Genomic DNA, 16776 nt, shown 5'->3' on the forward strand with positions numbered 1-16776 from the left:
AAACAAGGAGACAAGCGGATGAACATCGGATCGATCAGTGCCTCGCGTCGTGGCTTCACCCTGGGCCTCATGGGGGCCGCGCTTGCGGCGGGCTCGGCGGGCGCCTGGGCCCAGGCCAAGCCGCTGGCGGGACAGACCGTCAAGATGATGTGGATCGACCCGCTGTCGGGCCTGATGGGCCCGGTGGGCACCAACCAGCTCAAGAGCCTGCAGTTCTTCGCCGAGAAGTTCAGCGCCACCAACCCGGCCGGCGTGAAGTTCGAGGTCATCGGCATGGACAACAAGCTGAGCCCGACCGAGAGCCTGAACCACCTGAAGGCCGCGATCGACCAGGGCATCCGCTACGTGCTGCAGGGCAACGGCTCGTCGGTGGCCATTCCGCTGATCGACGCCATCAACAAGCACAACGAGCGCAACCCCGGCAAGGAAATCATCTTCCTGAACACCGCCGCGGTGGACCCCGACCTGACCAACAGCAAGTGCAGCTACTGGCACTTCCGCTTCGATGCCGACACCTCGATGAAGGTCGAGGCGATGACCACTTTCATCAAGGGCCAGGCCGACATCAAGAAGGTGTTCCTGCTCAACCAGAACTACTCGCACGGCCAGCAGGTGGCGCGCTACGCGAAGGACGCGCTCAAGCGCAAGCGCCCCGACATCGAGATCGTCGGCGAAGACCTGCACCCACTGGCGCAGGTGCGCGACTTTGCGCCCTACATCGCCAAGATCAAGGCCTCGGGCGCCGACAGCGTGATCACCGGCAACTGGGGCTCCGACCTGTCGCTGCTGGTCAAGGCGGCCACCGAAGGTGGCTTCAACGGCAAGTTCTACACCTACTACGCCGGCGTCACGGGCACGCCCACGGCGCTGGGCAACAACGGCGCCGGCCGCGTCTACCAGGTCAGCTACAACCACTACAACATGGGCGGCCAGATGGACACCTGGATGAAGGAGTTCCAGGCCAAGTACAGCGACGACTTCTACACCGGCTCGATCATCCGCATCTTCGAGACGCTGGGCGCCGCGATGGCCAAGGCCAAGAGCACCGACCCGGTGAAGGTGGCGCCTGCGCTGGAAGGCCTGAAGCTCACCAGCACCTTCGGTGGTGAGGTGGAGATGCGCAAGGCCGACCACCAGCTGCAGCAGACGCTGTACATCAGCGTGTGGCAGAAGGCCGATGCCAAGTACCCCTACTCACCCGAGAAAACCGGCATGACGCTGGCGCCGGTGGCCGAGTTCGCGCCCTACGTGTCCAGCACGCCCACCAGCTGCCAGATGGTGCGGCCGTCCTGACGGATCGCTGAGCCCCCTGGGTGCCGGCACCGCCGCCACGCGATGTGGCCGGCGCGGTGTGTGCCGGTTTGTCCTCGACACCGCGCCGCGCGCGCGCCGACACTGCGCCGATGGAACTGTTCACGATCTCGATGCTCAACGGGCTGAGCTACGGGCTGCTGCTGTTCATGCTCAGCTCCGGGCTCACCCTCATCTTCAGCATGATGGGCGTGCTGAACTTCGCCCATGCCAGCTTCTACATGCTGGGCGCCTACGTGGCGTATTCGATCGCCCGCCTGGTGGGCTTCTGGCCCGGCCTGGTGCTGGCACCGCTGGTGGTGGGTGTGCTGGGGGCGCTGTTCGAGCGCACCTGCCTGCGCAAGGTGCACAAGTTCGGCCATGTGCCCGAGCTGCTGACCACCTTCGGCCTGTCCTACGTCATCCTCGAGCTGGTGCAGCTGATCTGGGGCCGCACGGCGGTGGAGTTCCGGCCGCCGCCTTCGCTGCAGGGGCCGGCCTTCACGCTGGTCAATTCGTCGGTCGATGGCCTGCAGGTGCTGTGGGGCGCCGCGCCCGACGCCATGTGCCGCGCCACCGACGCTGCCGTGCGTGTGGTGTGCTCGCCGTTCCCGGCCACCCGTGGCTTCATGATGGTGGTGGCGCTGGCCATGCTGGTCAGCCTGTGGCTGCTGCTCACTCGCACCCGCGTGGGGCTGGTCATCCAGAGCGCGCTCACCCACCCGGAGATGGTGGAGGCGCTGGGCCACAACGTGCCGCGAGTCTTCATGCTGGTGTTCGGTGCCGGCGCGGCGCTGGCCGGGCTGGCCGGTGTGATCGGCGGCAGCACCTTCGTCACCGAGCCGGCGATGGCCGCCACCGTGGGCTCGGTCATCTTCGTGGTGGTGGTGGTGGGCGGCATGGGCTCGCTGGCCGGGGCTTTCGTCGCCTCGCTGCTGATCGGCGTGATCCAGACCTTCGCGGTGGCCATCGACTACTCGGTGCTCGACCTGGCGCGGCTGGTGGGCTGGCAGCCGGGGGCGCAGGCGGCCTCGCACTCGCTGTTGCGGCTCACGGTGTCGCAGGTGGCGCCCATCCTGCCGTACCTGTTCCTGGTGCTGATCCTCATCTTCCGGCCCAAGGGCCTCCTGGGCACGCGGGAGGGGTGATGGGCCAGCGTCAATTCCATTTCCGGCCGCTCAACGTCGGCCGCTGGTTCGTGTGGGGCGCCTTCGCGTTGCTGCTGTTGCTGGCGCCCAAGCTGTTTTCCAGCAGCCTGGCCGTCACCATCCTGTCGCAGATCGGCATCGCGGTGGTGGCCTGCCTCTCGTACAACATGCTGCTGGGGCAGGGCGGCATGCTCAGCTTCGGGCATGCGGTGTACACCGGGCTGGGCGCCTACGTGGCCATCCATGCGCTCAATGCCATCTCGGGCGGCAGCCTGCCCATCCCGGTGAGCCTGCTGCCGCTGGTGGGCGGGCTGGCCGGCATGTTCTTCGCCGTGCTGCTGGGCTATGTCACCACCCGCAAGTCGGGCACACCGTTCGCGATGATCACGCTGGGCCTGGCCGAGCTGGTGTTCGCGATGAGCCTGATGGTGCCCGAGTTCTTCGGTGGCGAAGCCGGCGTGGCCGGCAACCGGGTGGTGGGCAAGCCGGTGTGGGGCATCAGCTTCGGGCCACAGATCCAGGTGTACTACCTGCTGGCCTTCTACACCTTCGTGTGCACGGCACTGATGTTCGCCTTCACCCACACGCCGCTGGGCCGCATGCTCAATGCGGTGCGCGACAACGCCGAGCGTGTGGCCTTCATCGGCTACAACCCGCAGCGCGTGCGCTACACCGCCTTCATCATCGCGGGCTTCTTCGCGGGGGTGTCGGGCGGCATGTATGCGCTGAACTTCGAGATCGCCACCGCCGAGGTGGTGGGCGCGGCCCGCTCGGGTGCCTATCTGCTGTTCACCTTCCTGGGCGGCGCCACCTTCTTCTTCGGGCCCATCATCGGCGCGGTGCTGATGGTGCTGGCCACGGTGCTGCTGTCTGAGTTCACCAAGGCCTGGCTGCTGTACCTGGGCCTGGTGTTCCTCTTCATGGTGATGTATGCGCCGGGCGGCATTGCCAGCCTGCTGATGATGAACCTGCGCGTGGCGGCCTTCGGCCACCTGCGCAATCTGTGGACGGCCTACCTGGCCCTGGGCGGCACCGGGCTGGTGGTGCTGGCGGGGGCGGGCGCCATCGTCGAGATGATCTACCACCTGCAGCTGGACGCGGCCCTGGGGCCCACCGTCAAGTACCTGGGCGCCACGCTCAACATCGAGCGCTTCGACACCTGGTTCGGCGCGGTGTTCGTGATGCTGGTGGGCCTGGCGCTGTTCGAGCTGAGCCGAAGGCAGTTCAACCACCAATGGGCCGAGGTGCAGACCGACATCGAACGCACGCTGCGCCGCCGGGAGGATGCCCTGTGAGCGGCGCTGTCAATACCCCGGCGCTGGAGCTGGTGGACCTGCACAAGTCCTTCGGCAAGACGGCCATCATCCGCGGTGCCAGCCTGGCGGTGCAGTCCGGTGAGCGCGTGGCCATCATCGGTCCCAACGGCGCCGGCAAGAGCACCTTGTTCAACCTGATCAGCGGGCGCTTCGGCGCCAGCAGCGGGCAGATCCTGCTGCATGGCCAGCGCATCGACGGGCTGGAGCCCTTCGAGATCAACCGCCGCGGCCTGGCCCGCAGCTTCCAGGTGAGCAACCTGTTCAACCGCCTGAGCGTGTTCGAAAATCTGCGCTGTGCGGTGCTGTGGTCGCAGGGCCACCGCTACGCCTTCTGGAAGGCGCTGAGCCGGCTGCGTGATGCCAACGACCGCGCCGAGCAGCTGATGCACATGATCCGCCTGCACAAGAAGCGCGACACGCTGGCGATGAACCTGACCTATGCCGAGCAGCGCGCGCTGGAGATCGGCATCACCATCGCCGGCGGTGCCGACGTGGTGCTGCTGGACGAACCGACGGCCGGCATGAGCAAGAGCGAAACCAAGCGCTTCATCGAGCTGATCCGCGAGGTGACGGTGGGCAAGACGCTGCTGACGGTGGAGCACGACATGGGCGTGGTGTTCGGCCTGGCCGACAAGATCGCGGTGCTGGTTTATGGCGAGGTGATCGCCTTCGACACGCCCGATGCGGTGCGGGCCAATGCCCGCGTGCAGGAGGCCTACCTCGGCTCGGTGCTGGCCGAGACGCAGGCCGCGGAGGCGCGCGCATGCTGAAGCTGACCGACCTGCATGCCTTCTACGGCAAGAGCCATGTGCTGCACGGCGTGAACTTCACGGTGCAGCCGGGCGAGATCGTCAGCCTGCTGGGCCGCAACGGTTCGGGCCGCTCGACCACCGTCAAGGCCATCATGGGCCTGGTGGATGCCACCGGCAGCATCGCCTGGCGCGACCAGGAAATGATCGGCAAGAAGGCCTTCGAGATCGCGCACCTGGGCATCGGCTACGTGCCCGAGAACCGCGACATCTTTCCCAAGCTCACGGTGCACCAGAACCTGATGCTGGGGCAGAAGCGCACGGGTCGCGGCCAACGGCCGCGCTGGGGCTTCGACGACATGTACACCATGTTCCCGCGGCTGAAGGAGCGCCAGCACACCGAGGCCGGCGTGCTGTCGGGCGGCGAGCAGCAGATGCTGACGTTGTGCCGCACGCTGATGGGCGACCCCGACCTGATCATGATCGACGAGCCCACCGAAGGCCTGGCGCCCAAGATCGTGGAACTGGTGGCCGAGTACCTGCGCGAGCTCAAGCGCCGCGGCGTGGCGGTGCTGCTGGTCGAGCAGAAGCTGACCATCGCGCTGGAGGTGTCCGAGCGCTGCTTCGTGATGGGCCACGGGCAGATCGTGTTCGAAGGCACGCCCGCAGCATTACGAGCGGACGCATACATCCGCAAAGAGTGGCTGGAAGTCTGACCCTGAGCATCCGGCCCCGCGGGTAATCCCGGGTGCATCCGCCTGTCCCTTGTCGCGGCAGGGACAGGCTTTTTGCTGCACCGCTTCCTAGAATCGAACGATCGTTCTTTTTCCTGCGTCCCTTGAGGAGACTCCCATGACAGCCAGCTACGAGGTCCGCGGCCAGGTGGCCGTGATCACGCTGAACAACCCGCCGGTCAATGGCCTGGGCTACGAGACCCGCAAGGCGACGGCCGAGGGCATCGAGCGCGCGAACAACGATGCCGCGGTCAAGGCCATCGTGCTCACCGGTGCGGGCAAGGCCTTCTCGGGCGGCGCGGACATCCGCGAGTTCGGCTCGCCCAAGGCGCTGGCCGAGCCCAACCTGCTGTCGCTGATCAAGGTCGTGGAAAACAGCGGCAAGCCGGTGGTGGCCGCCATCCACAGCGTGTGCATGGGCGGCGGTCTGGAGCTGGCGCTGGGTTGCCATTACCGCGTGGTGGCGCCGGGCACGCAGGTGGCGCTGCCTGAAGTCAAGCTGGGCCTGGTGCCCGGGGCCGGCGGCACGCAGCGCCTGCCGCGTGTGCTGGGCGTGGAAGTGGCCCTGAACATGATCGTCAAGGGCGACCCGGTCAAGAGCGAGCAACTGGCCGCACTGCCCGGCCAGAAGCTGTTCGACCAGCTGGCCGAGGGCGACGTGCTGGAAGCCGCGCTGGCCTATGCGCAGCAGGTGGCCGACGTGCGGCCACTGCCGCTGGTGCGCAACCTCAAGGCCCGCCATCCCGAGGGTGATGCGTACTTCCAGTTCGCGCGCAACACCGTCAAGGCCATGGCGAAGAACTTTCCCGCGCCGGCCCGCTGCGTGGACTGCGTGGAGCAGGCCACCAAGACGCGCAACATCGACGACGGCCTGGCCTATGAGCGCGAGGCTTTCATCAGCCTGATGATGACGCCCGAGTGCAAGGCGCTGCGCCATGCCTTCTTCGCCGAGCGTGCGGCCAGCAAGATCCCCGACGTGCCCGAGGACACCCCGCAGCGCAAGATCGAGCAGGTGGCCGTCATCGGTGCCGGCACCATGGGTGGCGGCATCTCGATGAACTTCCTGAATGCGGGCATCCCCGTCACCATCCTCGAAACCAAGCAGGAAGCGCTGGACCGGGGCATCGCCACCATCCGCAAGAACTACGAGGCGCAGGTCAAGAAGGGCAAGCTCAAGCAGGACAAGTACGAGCAGCGCATGGCGCTGCTGACCACCACGCTGGACTATGCCGACATCAAGAACGCCGACCTGGTGATCGAGGCGGTGTTCGAGGAGCTGGGCGTCAAGGAAAAGGTGTTCACCACGCTGGATGAGGTGATGAAGCCCGGCGCCATCCTGGCCTCCAACACCTCCACGCTGGACGTGGACAAGATCGCCGGCTTCACCAAGCGCCCGCAGGACGTGGTGGGCATGCACTTCTTCAGCCCGGCCAACGTGATGAAGCTGCTGGAGGTGGTGCGCGGCGCCAAGACGGGCAAGGACGTGCTGGCCACGGTGATGTCGCTGGCCAAGAAAATCAAGAAGACCGCGGTGGTCAGCGGCGTGTGCGATGGCTTCATCGGCAACCGCATGATCGAGCAGTACAGCCGACAGGCCGGCTTCCTGCTGGAAGAAGGCGCCACGCCGCAGCAGGTGGACAAGGCGGTCGAGAAGTTCGGCTTTGCGATGGGCCCGTTCCGCATGGGCGACCTGGCCGGCAACGACATCGGCTGGGCTATCCGCAAGCGCCGCTACCAGGAAAAGCCCGACATGCGCTATAGCAAGACGGCCGACCTGCTGTGCGAGATGGGCCGCTACGGCCAGAAGACCGGCGCCGGCTGGTACGACTACGTGCCGGGCAAGCGCGACGCCATCCCTTCTTCGGTCGTCAACGAGATGATCGAGAAGCACCGCGCCGAGCTGGGCATCACGCCGCGCAAGATCAGCGACGAGGAGATCGTGCACCGGCTGGTGTATTCGCTGGTGAACGAAGGCGCCAAGATCGTGGAAGAGGGCATTGCCAGCAAGGCCAGCGACGTGGACATGGTCTACCTCACCGGCTACGGCTTCCCGTTGCACCGCGGTGGTCCGATGAACTATGCCGACACCCAGGGCCTGTTCAACGTGGTGCAGACGATGAAGCGCTTTGCGAAGAACCCGCACGACGACGCGAGCTTCTGGGAGCCGGCGCCGCTGCTGGCCCGCCTGGCGGCCGAAGGCAAGAGCTTCAACTGAACACGACGGGGAGAACCACATGACTTCCGCACTGATCGTCTCCACCGCCCGCACGCCCCTGGCCAAGAGCTGGAAGGGCGGCTTCAACATGACGCATGGCGCCACCCTGGGTGGCCATGCGGTGGCCGCCGCGGTGCAGCGCGCCGGCATCGACCCGGGCCTGATCGAAGACGTGCTGATGGGCTGCGCCAACCCCGAAGGGGCCACCGGCGCCAACATCGCGCGCCAGATCGCGCTGCGCGCCGGCCTGCCGCTGACGGTGGCCGGCGTCACCATCAACCGCTTCTGCTCCAGCGGCCTGCAGACCATCGCCATGGCCGCGCAGCGCGTGATCGCGGGTGAGGCCGATGCCTATGTGGCCGGCGGCGTGGAAAGCATCTCCTGCGTGCAGCAGGAGATGAACAAGCACATGCTGGCCGAGCGTTGGCTGAGCGAGAACAAGCCCGCCATCTACATGTCGATGCTGGAAACCGCCGAGACGGTGGCCAAGCGCTACAACATCCCCAAGCAGCGCATGGACGAATACGGCGCCGCCAGCCAGCAGAAGGCCGCCGCCGCGCGCGAGGCCGGCCGCTTCGACGCCGAGATCGCCCCCATCACGGTCACGGCCGGCGTGGCCGATCCGGTGATGGGCCTGGTCACCCGCCAGGTCACCGTGAGCGCCGACGAAGGCATCCGCCCCGGCACCACGCTGGAGGCGGTGCAGGGCATCCGCAGCGCGCTGCCGGGCGGCGTCATCACCGCCGGCAATGCCAGTCAGTTCAGCGACGGCGCGGGCGCCTGCGTGGTGGTCAGCGAAAAGCTGGCCGAGCAGCAGGGCCTGAAGCCGCTGGGCCGCTTCCTGGGCTTTGCGGTGGCCGGCTGCGAGCCCGACGAGATGGGCATCGGTCCGGTGTACGCCGTGCCCAAGGTGCTGTCGCGCCTGGGCCTGACGGTGGACGACATCGACCTCTGGGAGTTGAACGAAGCCTTCGCGGTGCAGGTGCTGTACTGCGCCGACAAGCTGGGCATTCCGATGGACCGCCTCAACGTCAACGGCGGCGCCATCGCGCTGGGCCACCCCTATGGCGTGAGCGGCCAGCGCCTGACCGGCCATGCGCTGATCGAAGGCAAGCGCCGCGGCGCCAAGAAGGTGTGCGTGACCATGTGCATCGGCGGCGGCATGGGCGCGGCCGGCATCTTCGAAGTGCTTTGAGTTCGGGGCCCTGGTGAAGACCTACCGCGACACGCTCGATTTCCTGCTGCAGCACTGGCTGCGGCTGGATGCGCTGTACACCCGTGAGCACTTTGCCGACCACTCCGCCGAGACGGTGACCTCGGTGCTCGACACCTGCGAGCGGTTGGCGCGCGAGAAGTTCGCGCCTTTCAACCGCCTGGCCGACACCGAGGAGCCCCACTTCGACGGCGAGCGGGTGCACCTGCCCCGCGCCACGCACGAGGCCGCGCTGGCCTATGCGCAAAGCGGCATGATCGCCGCGGCCCAGCCCTACGAATTCGGCGGCATGCAGCTGCCCTTCGTGGTGCAGCTGGCCGCGGCCGGCTTCTTCAAGCTGGGCAGCGTGGCGATGAGCGCCTACGGCATGCTCACCGCCGGCAATGCCAACCTGCTGATGGCGCACGGCACGCCGGCCCAGCGTGAGGTGTTCGCCAAGAACGAATTTGCCGGCCGCTGGTTCGGCACCATGTGCCTGAGCGAGCCGCAGGCCGGCTCCAGCCTGAGCGACATCGTCACCCGCGCGGTGCCCGATGGCGAGGGCTTCGAGCACGATCCGCTGGGGCCGCGCTACCGGCTCACCGGCAACAAGATGTGGATCTCGGGCGGCGAGCACGAGATCACCGAGAACATCGTGCACCTGGTGCTGGCCAAGATCCCTGGCCCCGACGGCAAGCTGCCGGCCGGCACCCGCGGCATTTCCCTTTTCATCGTGCCCAAGCGGCTGGTCGACCCCCAAGGCCAGCTGACCGGCGAGCGCAACGACGTTGTGCTGGCCGGCCTGAACCACAAGCTCGGGTATCGCGGCACGACCAACACCTTGCTCAACTTCGGTGAGGGCAAGCACCGGCCCGGCGGCCAGGCCGGCGCCATCGGCTACCGCGTGGGCGAAGCCGGACAGGGCTTGCGCTGCATGTTCCACATGATGAACGAGGCCCGCATCGGCGTGGGCTTCGGCGCCGCGATGCTGGCGGCAGCCGGCTACGAGGCCAGCCTGGCCTATGCCCGCGACCGCAGCCAGGGCCGCCCGGTGGGCCCCGCCGGCAAGGACCCGACGCAGCCGCCGGTGCGGCTGATCGAGCATGCCGACGTCAAGCGCATGCTGCTGGCACAGAAGGCGTATGTGGAAGGCAGCATCGCGCTGGGCCTGTACTGCGCCCGCCTGGTGGACGAGCAGCACACCGGCACGCCCGAGGCCGCCGACGAGGCGCGGCTGCTGCTGGAAGTGCTGACGCCGATCGCCAAGAGCTGGCCCAGCGAGTGGGGCGTGGAAGCCAACAGCCTGGCCATCCAGGTGCATGGCGGCTACGGCTACACCCGCGACTTTCCGGTGGAGCAGCACTGGCGCGACAACCGCCTGAACATGATCCACGAAGGCACCCACGGCATCCAGGGCCTGGACCTGCTGGGCCGCAAGGTGGTGATGGACGGCGGCGCCGGCCTCAAGCTGCTGGCCGCGCGTGTCAGCGACACCGCGCAGCGCGCCGGGCAGGTGCCCGGCCTGGCCGAGCGTGGCAATGCGCTGGGCGGCGCGCTGCAGCGCGTGGGCGCCGCCACCAAGGCCGCCTGGGCCACCGGCGTGCCGGAAGAAGCGCTGGCCAATGCCACGCCCTACCTGCAGGCCTTCGGCCACGTGGTGCTGGCCTGGCTGTGGCTGGACCTGGCGGTGGCGGCCCGCGCCGCCGGCGCGGCGCTGCCCGAGCCGCGGCTGCAAGGCACACTGTCGGCCATGCATTACTTCTTCGACTTCGAACTGCCGAAGATCGACGCCTGGCTGGCGCCGGTCGCTGCCCGCAACGCCCTGACGCGCGAGATGCGCGACGACTGGTTCTGATGGCGTGGGCGGCCATGAAACCGCAAACCGTCGAGAAGCTGGTGTGGGTGCTGCTGTATGGCGGCATCGTGCTGGCCGCGCTGGGCTACTTCGTGGCCCGTGGCGACGAGAACATGGGCCTGGTGATGCAGCTGGGCGGTGGCGTGGCGGTGGCTGCCGGCGTGCTGCTGATCTGGCTGCGTTCGCGCATGGAACGGCGCTGACTTGTCTGTACAACCGAGGTGCGCATGAGCACGAATGTTTTCAAGCTGTTCGACCTCACCGGCCAGGTGGCCCTGGTCACCGGCGGCTCGCGCGGGCTGGGGCTGCAGATCGCCGAGGCCCTGGGTGAGGCCGGCGCCAAGCTGATGCTCACCTCCCGCAAGGCGGCCGACCTGGAAGAGGCGGTGGCCCACCTGCAGGCCCGCGGCATCGATGCCCGCTGGATCGCGGGTGACGCGGCCAAGCCCGAAGACGTGCAGAAGGTGGTGGACGAGACCATGGCGCGCCTGGGCCGCATCGACGTGCTGGTCAACAACGCCGGCGCTACCTGGGGCGCCCCGGCCGAAGACCACCCGCTGGAAGCCTGGGACAAGGTGATGAACCTGAACGTGCGCAGCCTCTTCCTGTTCAGCCAGGCGGCGGCACGCGCCAGCATGATTCCGCGGCGCTCGGGCCGCATCATCAACGTGGCCTCCATCGCCGGCCTGGCCGGCAACCCGCCGATGATGAAGACGGTGGCCTACAACACCAGCAAGGGCGCGGCGGTGAACTTCACCCGCGTGCTGGCCGGTGAGTGGGGCGCCTACGGCATCAACGTCAATGCGCTGGCGCCCGGCTTCTTTCCCAGCCGCATGACGCACGGCCTGCTGGCCACGGTGGGCGCCGAGAAGATGGCCGCCGCCGCGCCGCTGAACCGCCTGGGCGACGACGACGACCTCAAGGGCGCGGCGCTGCTGCTGGCCTCGGCCGCGGGCAAGCACATCACCGGCCAGGTGATTCCGGTGGACGGCGGCGTGAGCGCGGTGTTCGGTGGCTGAGCCCGATTCGGCGACCACGCCCGACGGCCACCTGCCGTCGCTGGTCCACATTCCCTTCCTCGCGCACCTGGGCTGCGAGCTGCGCCGCTTCGACGGCGGCCAGTCGGAGCTGGTGCTGACGCTGCGCGAGGAACTGACCAATGCCTGGGGCATGGCCCACGGCGGCGTGACCATGACGCTGCTGGACGCGGCCATGGGCCATGCCGCCCGCAGCCCCGACGAGCCCGGTGGCGAGCCGCGCACCGGCGTCGTCACCATCGAGATGAAGACCAGTTTCATGCGGCCCGGCCTCGGCCGGCTGCGGGTGCAGGGGCGGGTGGTGCACCGCACCCTCACCATGTCGTTCTGCGAAGCCAGCGTGCTCGATGACAAGGGCGCGCTCGTCGCCCACGGCACCGGCACCTTCAAGCACCTGAAGTCCCTCACCGTCGGCGGCATGAAGGTGCGCCGCGGCGGCGCCTCGGACTGACGGCCCCTACCTCCCCAGGAGAAGACCATGACCACGATCAACCGCCAGATCCACCTCGTCTCTCGCCCCACCGGCGAGGCCACTGCCGACAACTTCAAGCTGGTGGAAGCCACCGTGCCCGACGAGCTGCAAGACGGCCAGGTGCTGGTGCGCCACCACTACCTGAGCCTGGACCCGTACATGCGTGGCCGCATGAACGACACCAAGAGCTACACCGCGCCGCAGGCCCTGAACGAGGTGATGGGCGGCGGCACCGTGGGCGAAGTGGTGGCCTCGAAGAACTCGGGCTTCGCGGTGGGCGACAAGGTGGTGGGCATGGGCGGCTGGCAGGAGTACCAGTTGTTGAGCGGCGACCTGCGCGGCACGCTGCGAAAGGTGAGCACCGAGCATGTGCCGCTGCAGGCCTACCTGGGCGCCGTGGGCATGCCCGGCGTCACCGCCTGGTATGGTCTGACGCAGATCATCGCGCCCAAGGAAGGCAACACCGTGCTGGTGAGCGCGGCCAGCGGCGCCGTGGGCACCGTGGTGGGCCAGCTGGCCAAGGTGCGTGGTGCGCGCGCGGTGGGCATTGCCGGCGGCCCCGAGAAGTGCCGCTTCGTGACCGAGGAGCTGGGCTTCGACGCCTGCATCGACTACAAGCAACACACCGACTTGAAGAGCCTGTCGCAGGCGCTCAAGCAGGCCTGCCCGAACGGCATCGACGGCGTGTTCGAGAACGTCGGCGGCCTGGGCCTGGACGCTGCGCTGCAGCGCATGAACGCCTTCGGCCGCATTGCGCTGTGCGGCATGATCGCCGGCTACAACGGCGAGCCGATTCCGCTGCAACAGCCGCAGCTGCTGCTGACCAACCGGCTGCGGCTGGAAGGCTTCATCGTCAGCGAGCACATGGAACTGTGGCCGCAGGCGCTGACCGAGCTGGCCACGCTGGTTGGCACTGGCAAGCTGAAGTACCGCGAAAGCATCGCCGACGGCCTGGCCGCCGCGCCCGAGGCCTTCCTGGGTCTGCTCAAGGGCCGCAACTTCGGCAAGCAGCTGGTCAAGCTGATTTGATGGCCGAGGCACAAGCGACCACGCTGGCCTGGACCTGGACGCGCTTCGAAGGGCTGGGCTTGCAGGGCCTGTACCAGGCACTGGCGCTGCGCGCCGAGGTGTTCGTGGTGGAGCAGCGTTGCGCCTACCAGGACGTGGACGGCCTGGACCCGCAAAGCTGGCACCTGCTGGGCCACGATGCGGCGGGCCGGTTGATGGCCTACCTGCGCGTGGTCGATCCCGGCCTGAAGTACGACGAACCGTCCATCGGCCGCGTGGTCACGGCGCCGCAGGCGCGTGGCACCGGGGCCGGCCAGGCCTTGATGCGCGAGGGCCTGGCGCGCTGCCAGGCCGCCTGGCCCGGCCGCGCCGTGCGCATCAGCGCCCAGGCCCACCTGCAGCGCTTTTATGGCGCGCTGGGCTTTGAGCCGGTGGGCGACACCTACCTGGAAGACGACATTCCCCACATCGAGATGCTGTGCCCCGCGCCGCATCGCTGAAGGAGCTTTGCGATGACTGACTGGCAAGGCCGCACGGCCGTGATCACCGGCGCGGCCTCGGGCTTCGGCCTGGAAACCTCGCGCCTGGCCGCCCAGGCCGGCATGAACGTGGTGATGGCCGACGTGCAGGCCGAGGCGCTGCAGCGCGCGGCCGAAGAGATCCAGGCCCTGGGCGCCCAGGTGCTGCCCTACCGGCTCGACGTGTCCAAGGCCGCCGAGGTGGAGGCGCTGGGCGCCGCGGTGCAGCAGCGCTTCGGAGCGCCGCACTTCGTGTTCAACAACGCCGGCGTGGGCAGCGGTGGCCTCATCTGGGAGCACAGCGCCAAGGACTGGGAATGGGTGCTGGGCGTCAACCTGATGGGCGTGGTGCACGGCGTGCGCGTGTTCACGCCGATGATGCTGGCCGCCGCCCAGGCCGACCCGCAATGGCGCGGCCACATCGTCAACACCGCGTCGATGGCCGGGCTGGTGAACATGCCCAACATGGGTGTGTACAACGTCAGCAAGCATGCGGTGGTGTCGCTCAGCGAAACGCTGTACCAGGACCTGTCGCTGGTGACGGACCAGGTCAGCGCCTCGGTGCTGTGCCCGTTCTTCGTGCCGACCGGCATCCACCTGAGCGAGCGCAACCGCCCGGCCGACCTGGCCGACGAGGCGCAGCAGCAGACCGTGAGCCAGAAGATCTCACGCGCGATGTCGGCCAAGGCCGTGAGCAGCGGCAAGGTGACGGCCGCGCACATCGCGCAGAAGGTGATGGACGCGGTGCGTGACCGCCAGTTCTACATCTTCAGCCACCCGCATGCACTGAAGACGGTGCAGCAGCGCATGGAAGACGTGCTGCAGCACCGCAACCCGAGCGATCCGTTTGCGGATCGGCCGGACATTGGGGCGACGTTGCGTGCCTCTCTTCGCGGCGAGCCCACAAGCTGACTCCCCGGCGGCTGCAACAATGCCGCCATGCTCATCGTCCACAACACCCTGCACCGCCAGCATGCGGGCCGCCACGAGATGTTCCGCGGCCGGCTGGTGCCTTGCCATGAATCGCCCGACCGGCTGGACCACCTGCTGGCCGAGCTGGCCCGCCGCCCGGTGGGCGAGATGGTGGAGCCCGCGGCCGGGCACCTGGACGAAGCGCTGCTGGCCCAGGTGCACAGCCCGCGCTACCTGCAGTTCCTGGCCGGCGCCTGGGACGAATGGGTGGCGCTGGACCCGGCCAACGCCGAGCTGGACGCGCTGCCTTCGGTGTGGCCGGTGCGCGGCTTCCGGGCCGATGTACTGCCCACCAACTTCGCGGCCCGCATGGGCCTGTTCTCGTTCGATGCCGGCACGCCGCTCACGGCGGGCAGCTGGGCCGCCGCCCGCCAGGGCGCGGCCTGTGCCATCGCCGCCGCGCAGGCAGTGGGCAGCGGCCGCAGCCGCAGCGCCTTCGCGCTGACCCGCCCGCCCGGCCACCACGCGGGGCCGGACTTCTTCGGCGGCTACTGCTTCCTCAACAACGCGGCGCTGGCGGCCCAGCAGCTGCGCCAAAGCGGCTTCGAGCGGGTGGCGGTGCTGGACGTGGACTACCACCACGGCAACGGCACGCAGACCATCTTCTACGGCCGCGGCGACGTGCTCACCGTCTCCATCCACGGCGACCCGATGACGGAGTACCCGTTCTACCTGGGCCATGCCGATGAGCGCGGCGAAGGCGAGGGCGCCGGCTGCAACCTCAACCTGCCGCTGCCGCGCGGCACCGGCTTTGCCGACTGGCGCGCCGCGCTGGCCCGCGGCCTGGACGAGGTGCGGCGCTTCGGCGCGCAGGCGCTGGTGGTGGCGCTGGGCGTGGACACCTTCGAGGGCGACCCGATCTCGGCTTTCAAGCTGCGCAGCACCGACTACCTGGACATCGGCCGTGACCTGGCCGCGGCCGGCCTGCCCACCGTCTTCACCTTCGAGGGCGGTTATGCGGTGGCCGAAGTCGGCATCAATGCCGTCAACGTGCTGGAAGGTTTTGGCGCATGACAGCGGTGCAGCACACCGACGCCGTGGTGATCGGCGGCGGCCCCGCCGGCCTGATGGCGGCCGAGGCCCTGGTGGCCGCAGGCCGGCAGGTGGACCTGTACGACGCCATGCCTTCGGTGGGTCGCAAGTTCTTGCTGGCCGGCAAGGGTGGGCTCAACCTCACGCACAGTGAGCCCATCGAGCCCTTCACCCAGCGCTACGGCGCGCGGTCGGCCGAGGTGGCGCCTTGGCTGGCGGCCTTCAGCCCGCAGGCGATGCGCGACTGGGCCGCGGCCTTGGGCGTCGAGACCTTCGTCGGCAGCTCGGGCCGGGTGTTTCCCAGCGACATGAAGGCGGCGCCGCTGCTGCGCGCCTGGCTGCACCGGCTGCGGGTGGCGGGCGTGCGCTTTCACCAGCGGCACCGCTGGCTGGGCTGGACCCAAGACGGCGCCGCGTTGCGTTTGCAGGGCCCTGCCGGCGAGTTCCACCTGCAGCCGCGCTGCACCGTGCTGGCGCTGGGCGGGGCCAGCTGGCCGCAGCTGGGCTCCGACGGCCGCTGGGTGCCGCTGCTGCAGGCCCAGGGCGTGGACGTGGCACCGCTGCAGCCGGCCAATTGCGGCTTCGAGGTGGCGCGACCCGATGGCCAGCGCGGCTGGAGCGAGCACCTGCGCAGCCGCTTTGCCGGCGCGCCCATCAAGCCGGCGGCGCTGAAGTTCACGGCGCATGACGGCCGCAGCTTCGAGCGTGCCGGCGAGTTCGTGCTCAGCGACTACGGCGTGGAAGGCAGCCTGGTGTATGCCGTCTCGGCCCTGTTGCGCGACACGCTGGCCGCGCAGGGCACGGCCACGCTGCACATCGACCTGCTGCCCACCTTCGATGCCGCGCGTGTGCTGGACGAAGTGCGCCGCCCGCGCGGCACCCGCAGCCTGGCCACGCATCTGAAGAGCCGGCTGGGCCTGGCGGGCGCCAAGGTGTCGCTGCTGCATGAGCTGCTGCCGCGGGCGCAGCTGGACGATGCGGCCGCGCTGGCCGCGGCCCTGAAGGCGCTGCCGCTGACGCTGGTGGCGCCACGGCCGGTGGCCGAAGCCATCAGCACCGCCGGTGGCGTGCGGCTGGAGGCGCTGGACGCGCAGCTGATGCTGCGCCAGCAGCCCGGCGTGTTCGTGGCCGGCGAGATGCTGGACTGGGAAGCGCCCACCGGCGGCTACCTGCTGCAGGCCAGCATGGCCAGCGGGCTGCAGGCCGGCCGCGCGGCTGCGGCCTGGCGCTGAGCGGCG

At 68.7% G+C, this 16776-nt stretch carries 16 protein-coding genes; all 16 read left to right on the forward strand.

Features of this window, described 5'->3' with window-relative positions; genetic code table 11:
* The first annotated feature begins 18 nt into the window (after window positions 1-18).
* The 16 genes from MW290_RS19830 (at window position 19) to MW290_RS19905 (ending at window position 16770) form a co-directional block, all read left to right on the forward strand.
* A complete protein-coding gene (locus MW290_RS19830) occupies window positions 19-1293 on the forward strand; it encodes a branched-chain amino acid ABC transporter substrate-binding protein (protein ID WP_250199410.1) in 1275 nt (424 codons plus the stop codon).
* 110 nt (window positions 1294-1403) lie between these two features.
* Window positions 1404-2438: a branched-chain amino acid ABC transporter permease gene (locus tag MW290_RS19835; RefSeq protein WP_250199411.1), complete on the forward strand. Its 1035-nt coding sequence runs from the start codon at window positions 1404-1406 to the stop codon at window positions 2436-2438.
* Complete coding sequence (locus tag MW290_RS19840) at window positions 2438-3733, forward strand: branched-chain amino acid ABC transporter permease (RefSeq protein WP_250199412.1); 1296 nt, start codon at window positions 2438-2440, stop codon at window positions 3731-3733. The genes MW290_RS19835 and MW290_RS19840 overlap by 1 nt, the downstream gene beginning before the upstream one ends.
* Entirely contained in the window at window positions 3730-4524 is a 795-nt protein-coding gene (locus tag MW290_RS19845; RefSeq protein WP_250199413.1) for an ABC transporter ATP-binding protein, read from the forward strand. Before MW290_RS19840 ends, MW290_RS19845 begins: the two co-directional genes overlap by 4 nt.
* Entirely contained in the window at window positions 4518-5219 is a 702-nt protein-coding gene (locus tag MW290_RS19850; RefSeq protein WP_250199414.1) for an ABC transporter ATP-binding protein, read from the forward strand. Before MW290_RS19845 ends, MW290_RS19850 begins: the two co-directional genes overlap by 7 nt.
* 136 nt (window positions 5220-5355) lie before the next feature.
* Window positions 5356-7452 carry a 3-hydroxyacyl-CoA dehydrogenase NAD-binding domain-containing protein gene (locus tag MW290_RS19855; RefSeq protein WP_250199415.1) on the forward strand — a complete coding sequence of 699 codons (2097 nt, stop codon included), beginning with the start codon at window positions 5356-5358 and terminating at the stop codon, window positions 7450-7452.
* A 19-nt stretch (window positions 7453-7471) separates the two neighbouring features.
* Window positions 7472-8647 carry an acetyl-CoA C-acyltransferase gene (locus tag MW290_RS19860; protein WP_250199416.1) on the forward strand — a complete coding sequence of 392 codons (1176 nt, stop codon included), beginning with the start codon at window positions 7472-7474 and terminating at the stop codon, window positions 8645-8647.
* Between the two features lie 13 nt (window positions 8648-8660).
* Window positions 8661-10499 (forward strand): acyl-CoA dehydrogenase family protein, encoded by a 1839-nt coding sequence (locus tag MW290_RS19865; RefSeq protein ID WP_250199417.1) that lies wholly within the window; start codon window positions 8661-8663, stop codon window positions 10497-10499.
* A 14-nt stretch (window positions 10500-10513) separates the two neighbouring features.
* Window positions 10514-10702, forward strand: coding sequence for a hypothetical protein (locus MW290_RS19870; RefSeq protein WP_250199418.1), 189 nt, complete (start codon window positions 10514-10516; stop codon window positions 10700-10702).
* Window positions 10703-10726: 24 nt separating this feature from the next.
* Window positions 10727-11518: an SDR family oxidoreductase gene (locus MW290_RS19875; protein ID WP_250199419.1), complete on the forward strand. Its 792-nt coding sequence runs from the start codon at window positions 10727-10729 to the stop codon at window positions 11516-11518.
* Window positions 11511-11987 (forward strand): PaaI family thioesterase, encoded by a 477-nt coding sequence (locus MW290_RS19880; RefSeq protein WP_250199420.1) that lies wholly within the window; start codon window positions 11511-11513, stop codon window positions 11985-11987. Before MW290_RS19875 ends, MW290_RS19880 begins: the two co-directional genes overlap by 8 nt.
* Before the next feature lie 27 nt (window positions 11988-12014).
* Window positions 12015-13037: an NADP-dependent oxidoreductase gene (locus tag MW290_RS19885; RefSeq protein ID WP_250199421.1), complete on the forward strand. Its 1023-nt coding sequence runs from the start codon at window positions 12015-12017 to the stop codon at window positions 13035-13037.
* Window positions 13037-13516, forward strand: a complete 480-nt coding sequence (locus tag MW290_RS19890) for a GNAT family N-acetyltransferase (protein WP_250199422.1) — start codon at window positions 13037-13039, stop codon at window positions 13514-13516. Before MW290_RS19885 ends, MW290_RS19890 begins: the two co-directional genes overlap by 1 nt.
* A gap of 12 nt (window positions 13517-13528) precedes the next feature.
* Window positions 13529-14446 (forward strand): SDR family oxidoreductase, encoded by a 918-nt coding sequence (locus MW290_RS19895; RefSeq protein WP_250199423.1) that lies wholly within the window; start codon window positions 13529-13531, stop codon window positions 14444-14446.
* A 27-nt stretch (window positions 14447-14473) separates the two neighbouring features.
* On the forward strand, window positions 14474-15520 hold the full coding sequence (locus tag MW290_RS19900) for a histone deacetylase family protein (protein WP_250199424.1): 1047 nt from the start codon (window positions 14474-14476) through the stop codon (window positions 15518-15520).
* A complete protein-coding gene (locus MW290_RS19905) occupies window positions 15517-16770 on the forward strand; it encodes a BaiN/RdsA family NAD(P)/FAD-dependent oxidoreductase (RefSeq protein ID WP_250199425.1) in 1254 nt (417 codons plus the stop codon). The genes MW290_RS19900 and MW290_RS19905 overlap by 4 nt, the downstream gene beginning before the upstream one ends.
* Window positions 16771-16776 lie beyond the last annotated feature (6 nt).

This window comes from Aquincola tertiaricarbonis (assembly GCF_023573145.1).
In the GTDB taxonomy this organism is placed as follows: Bacteria; Pseudomonadota; Gammaproteobacteria; order Burkholderiales; family Burkholderiaceae_C; genus Aquincola; species Aquincola tertiaricarbonis_B.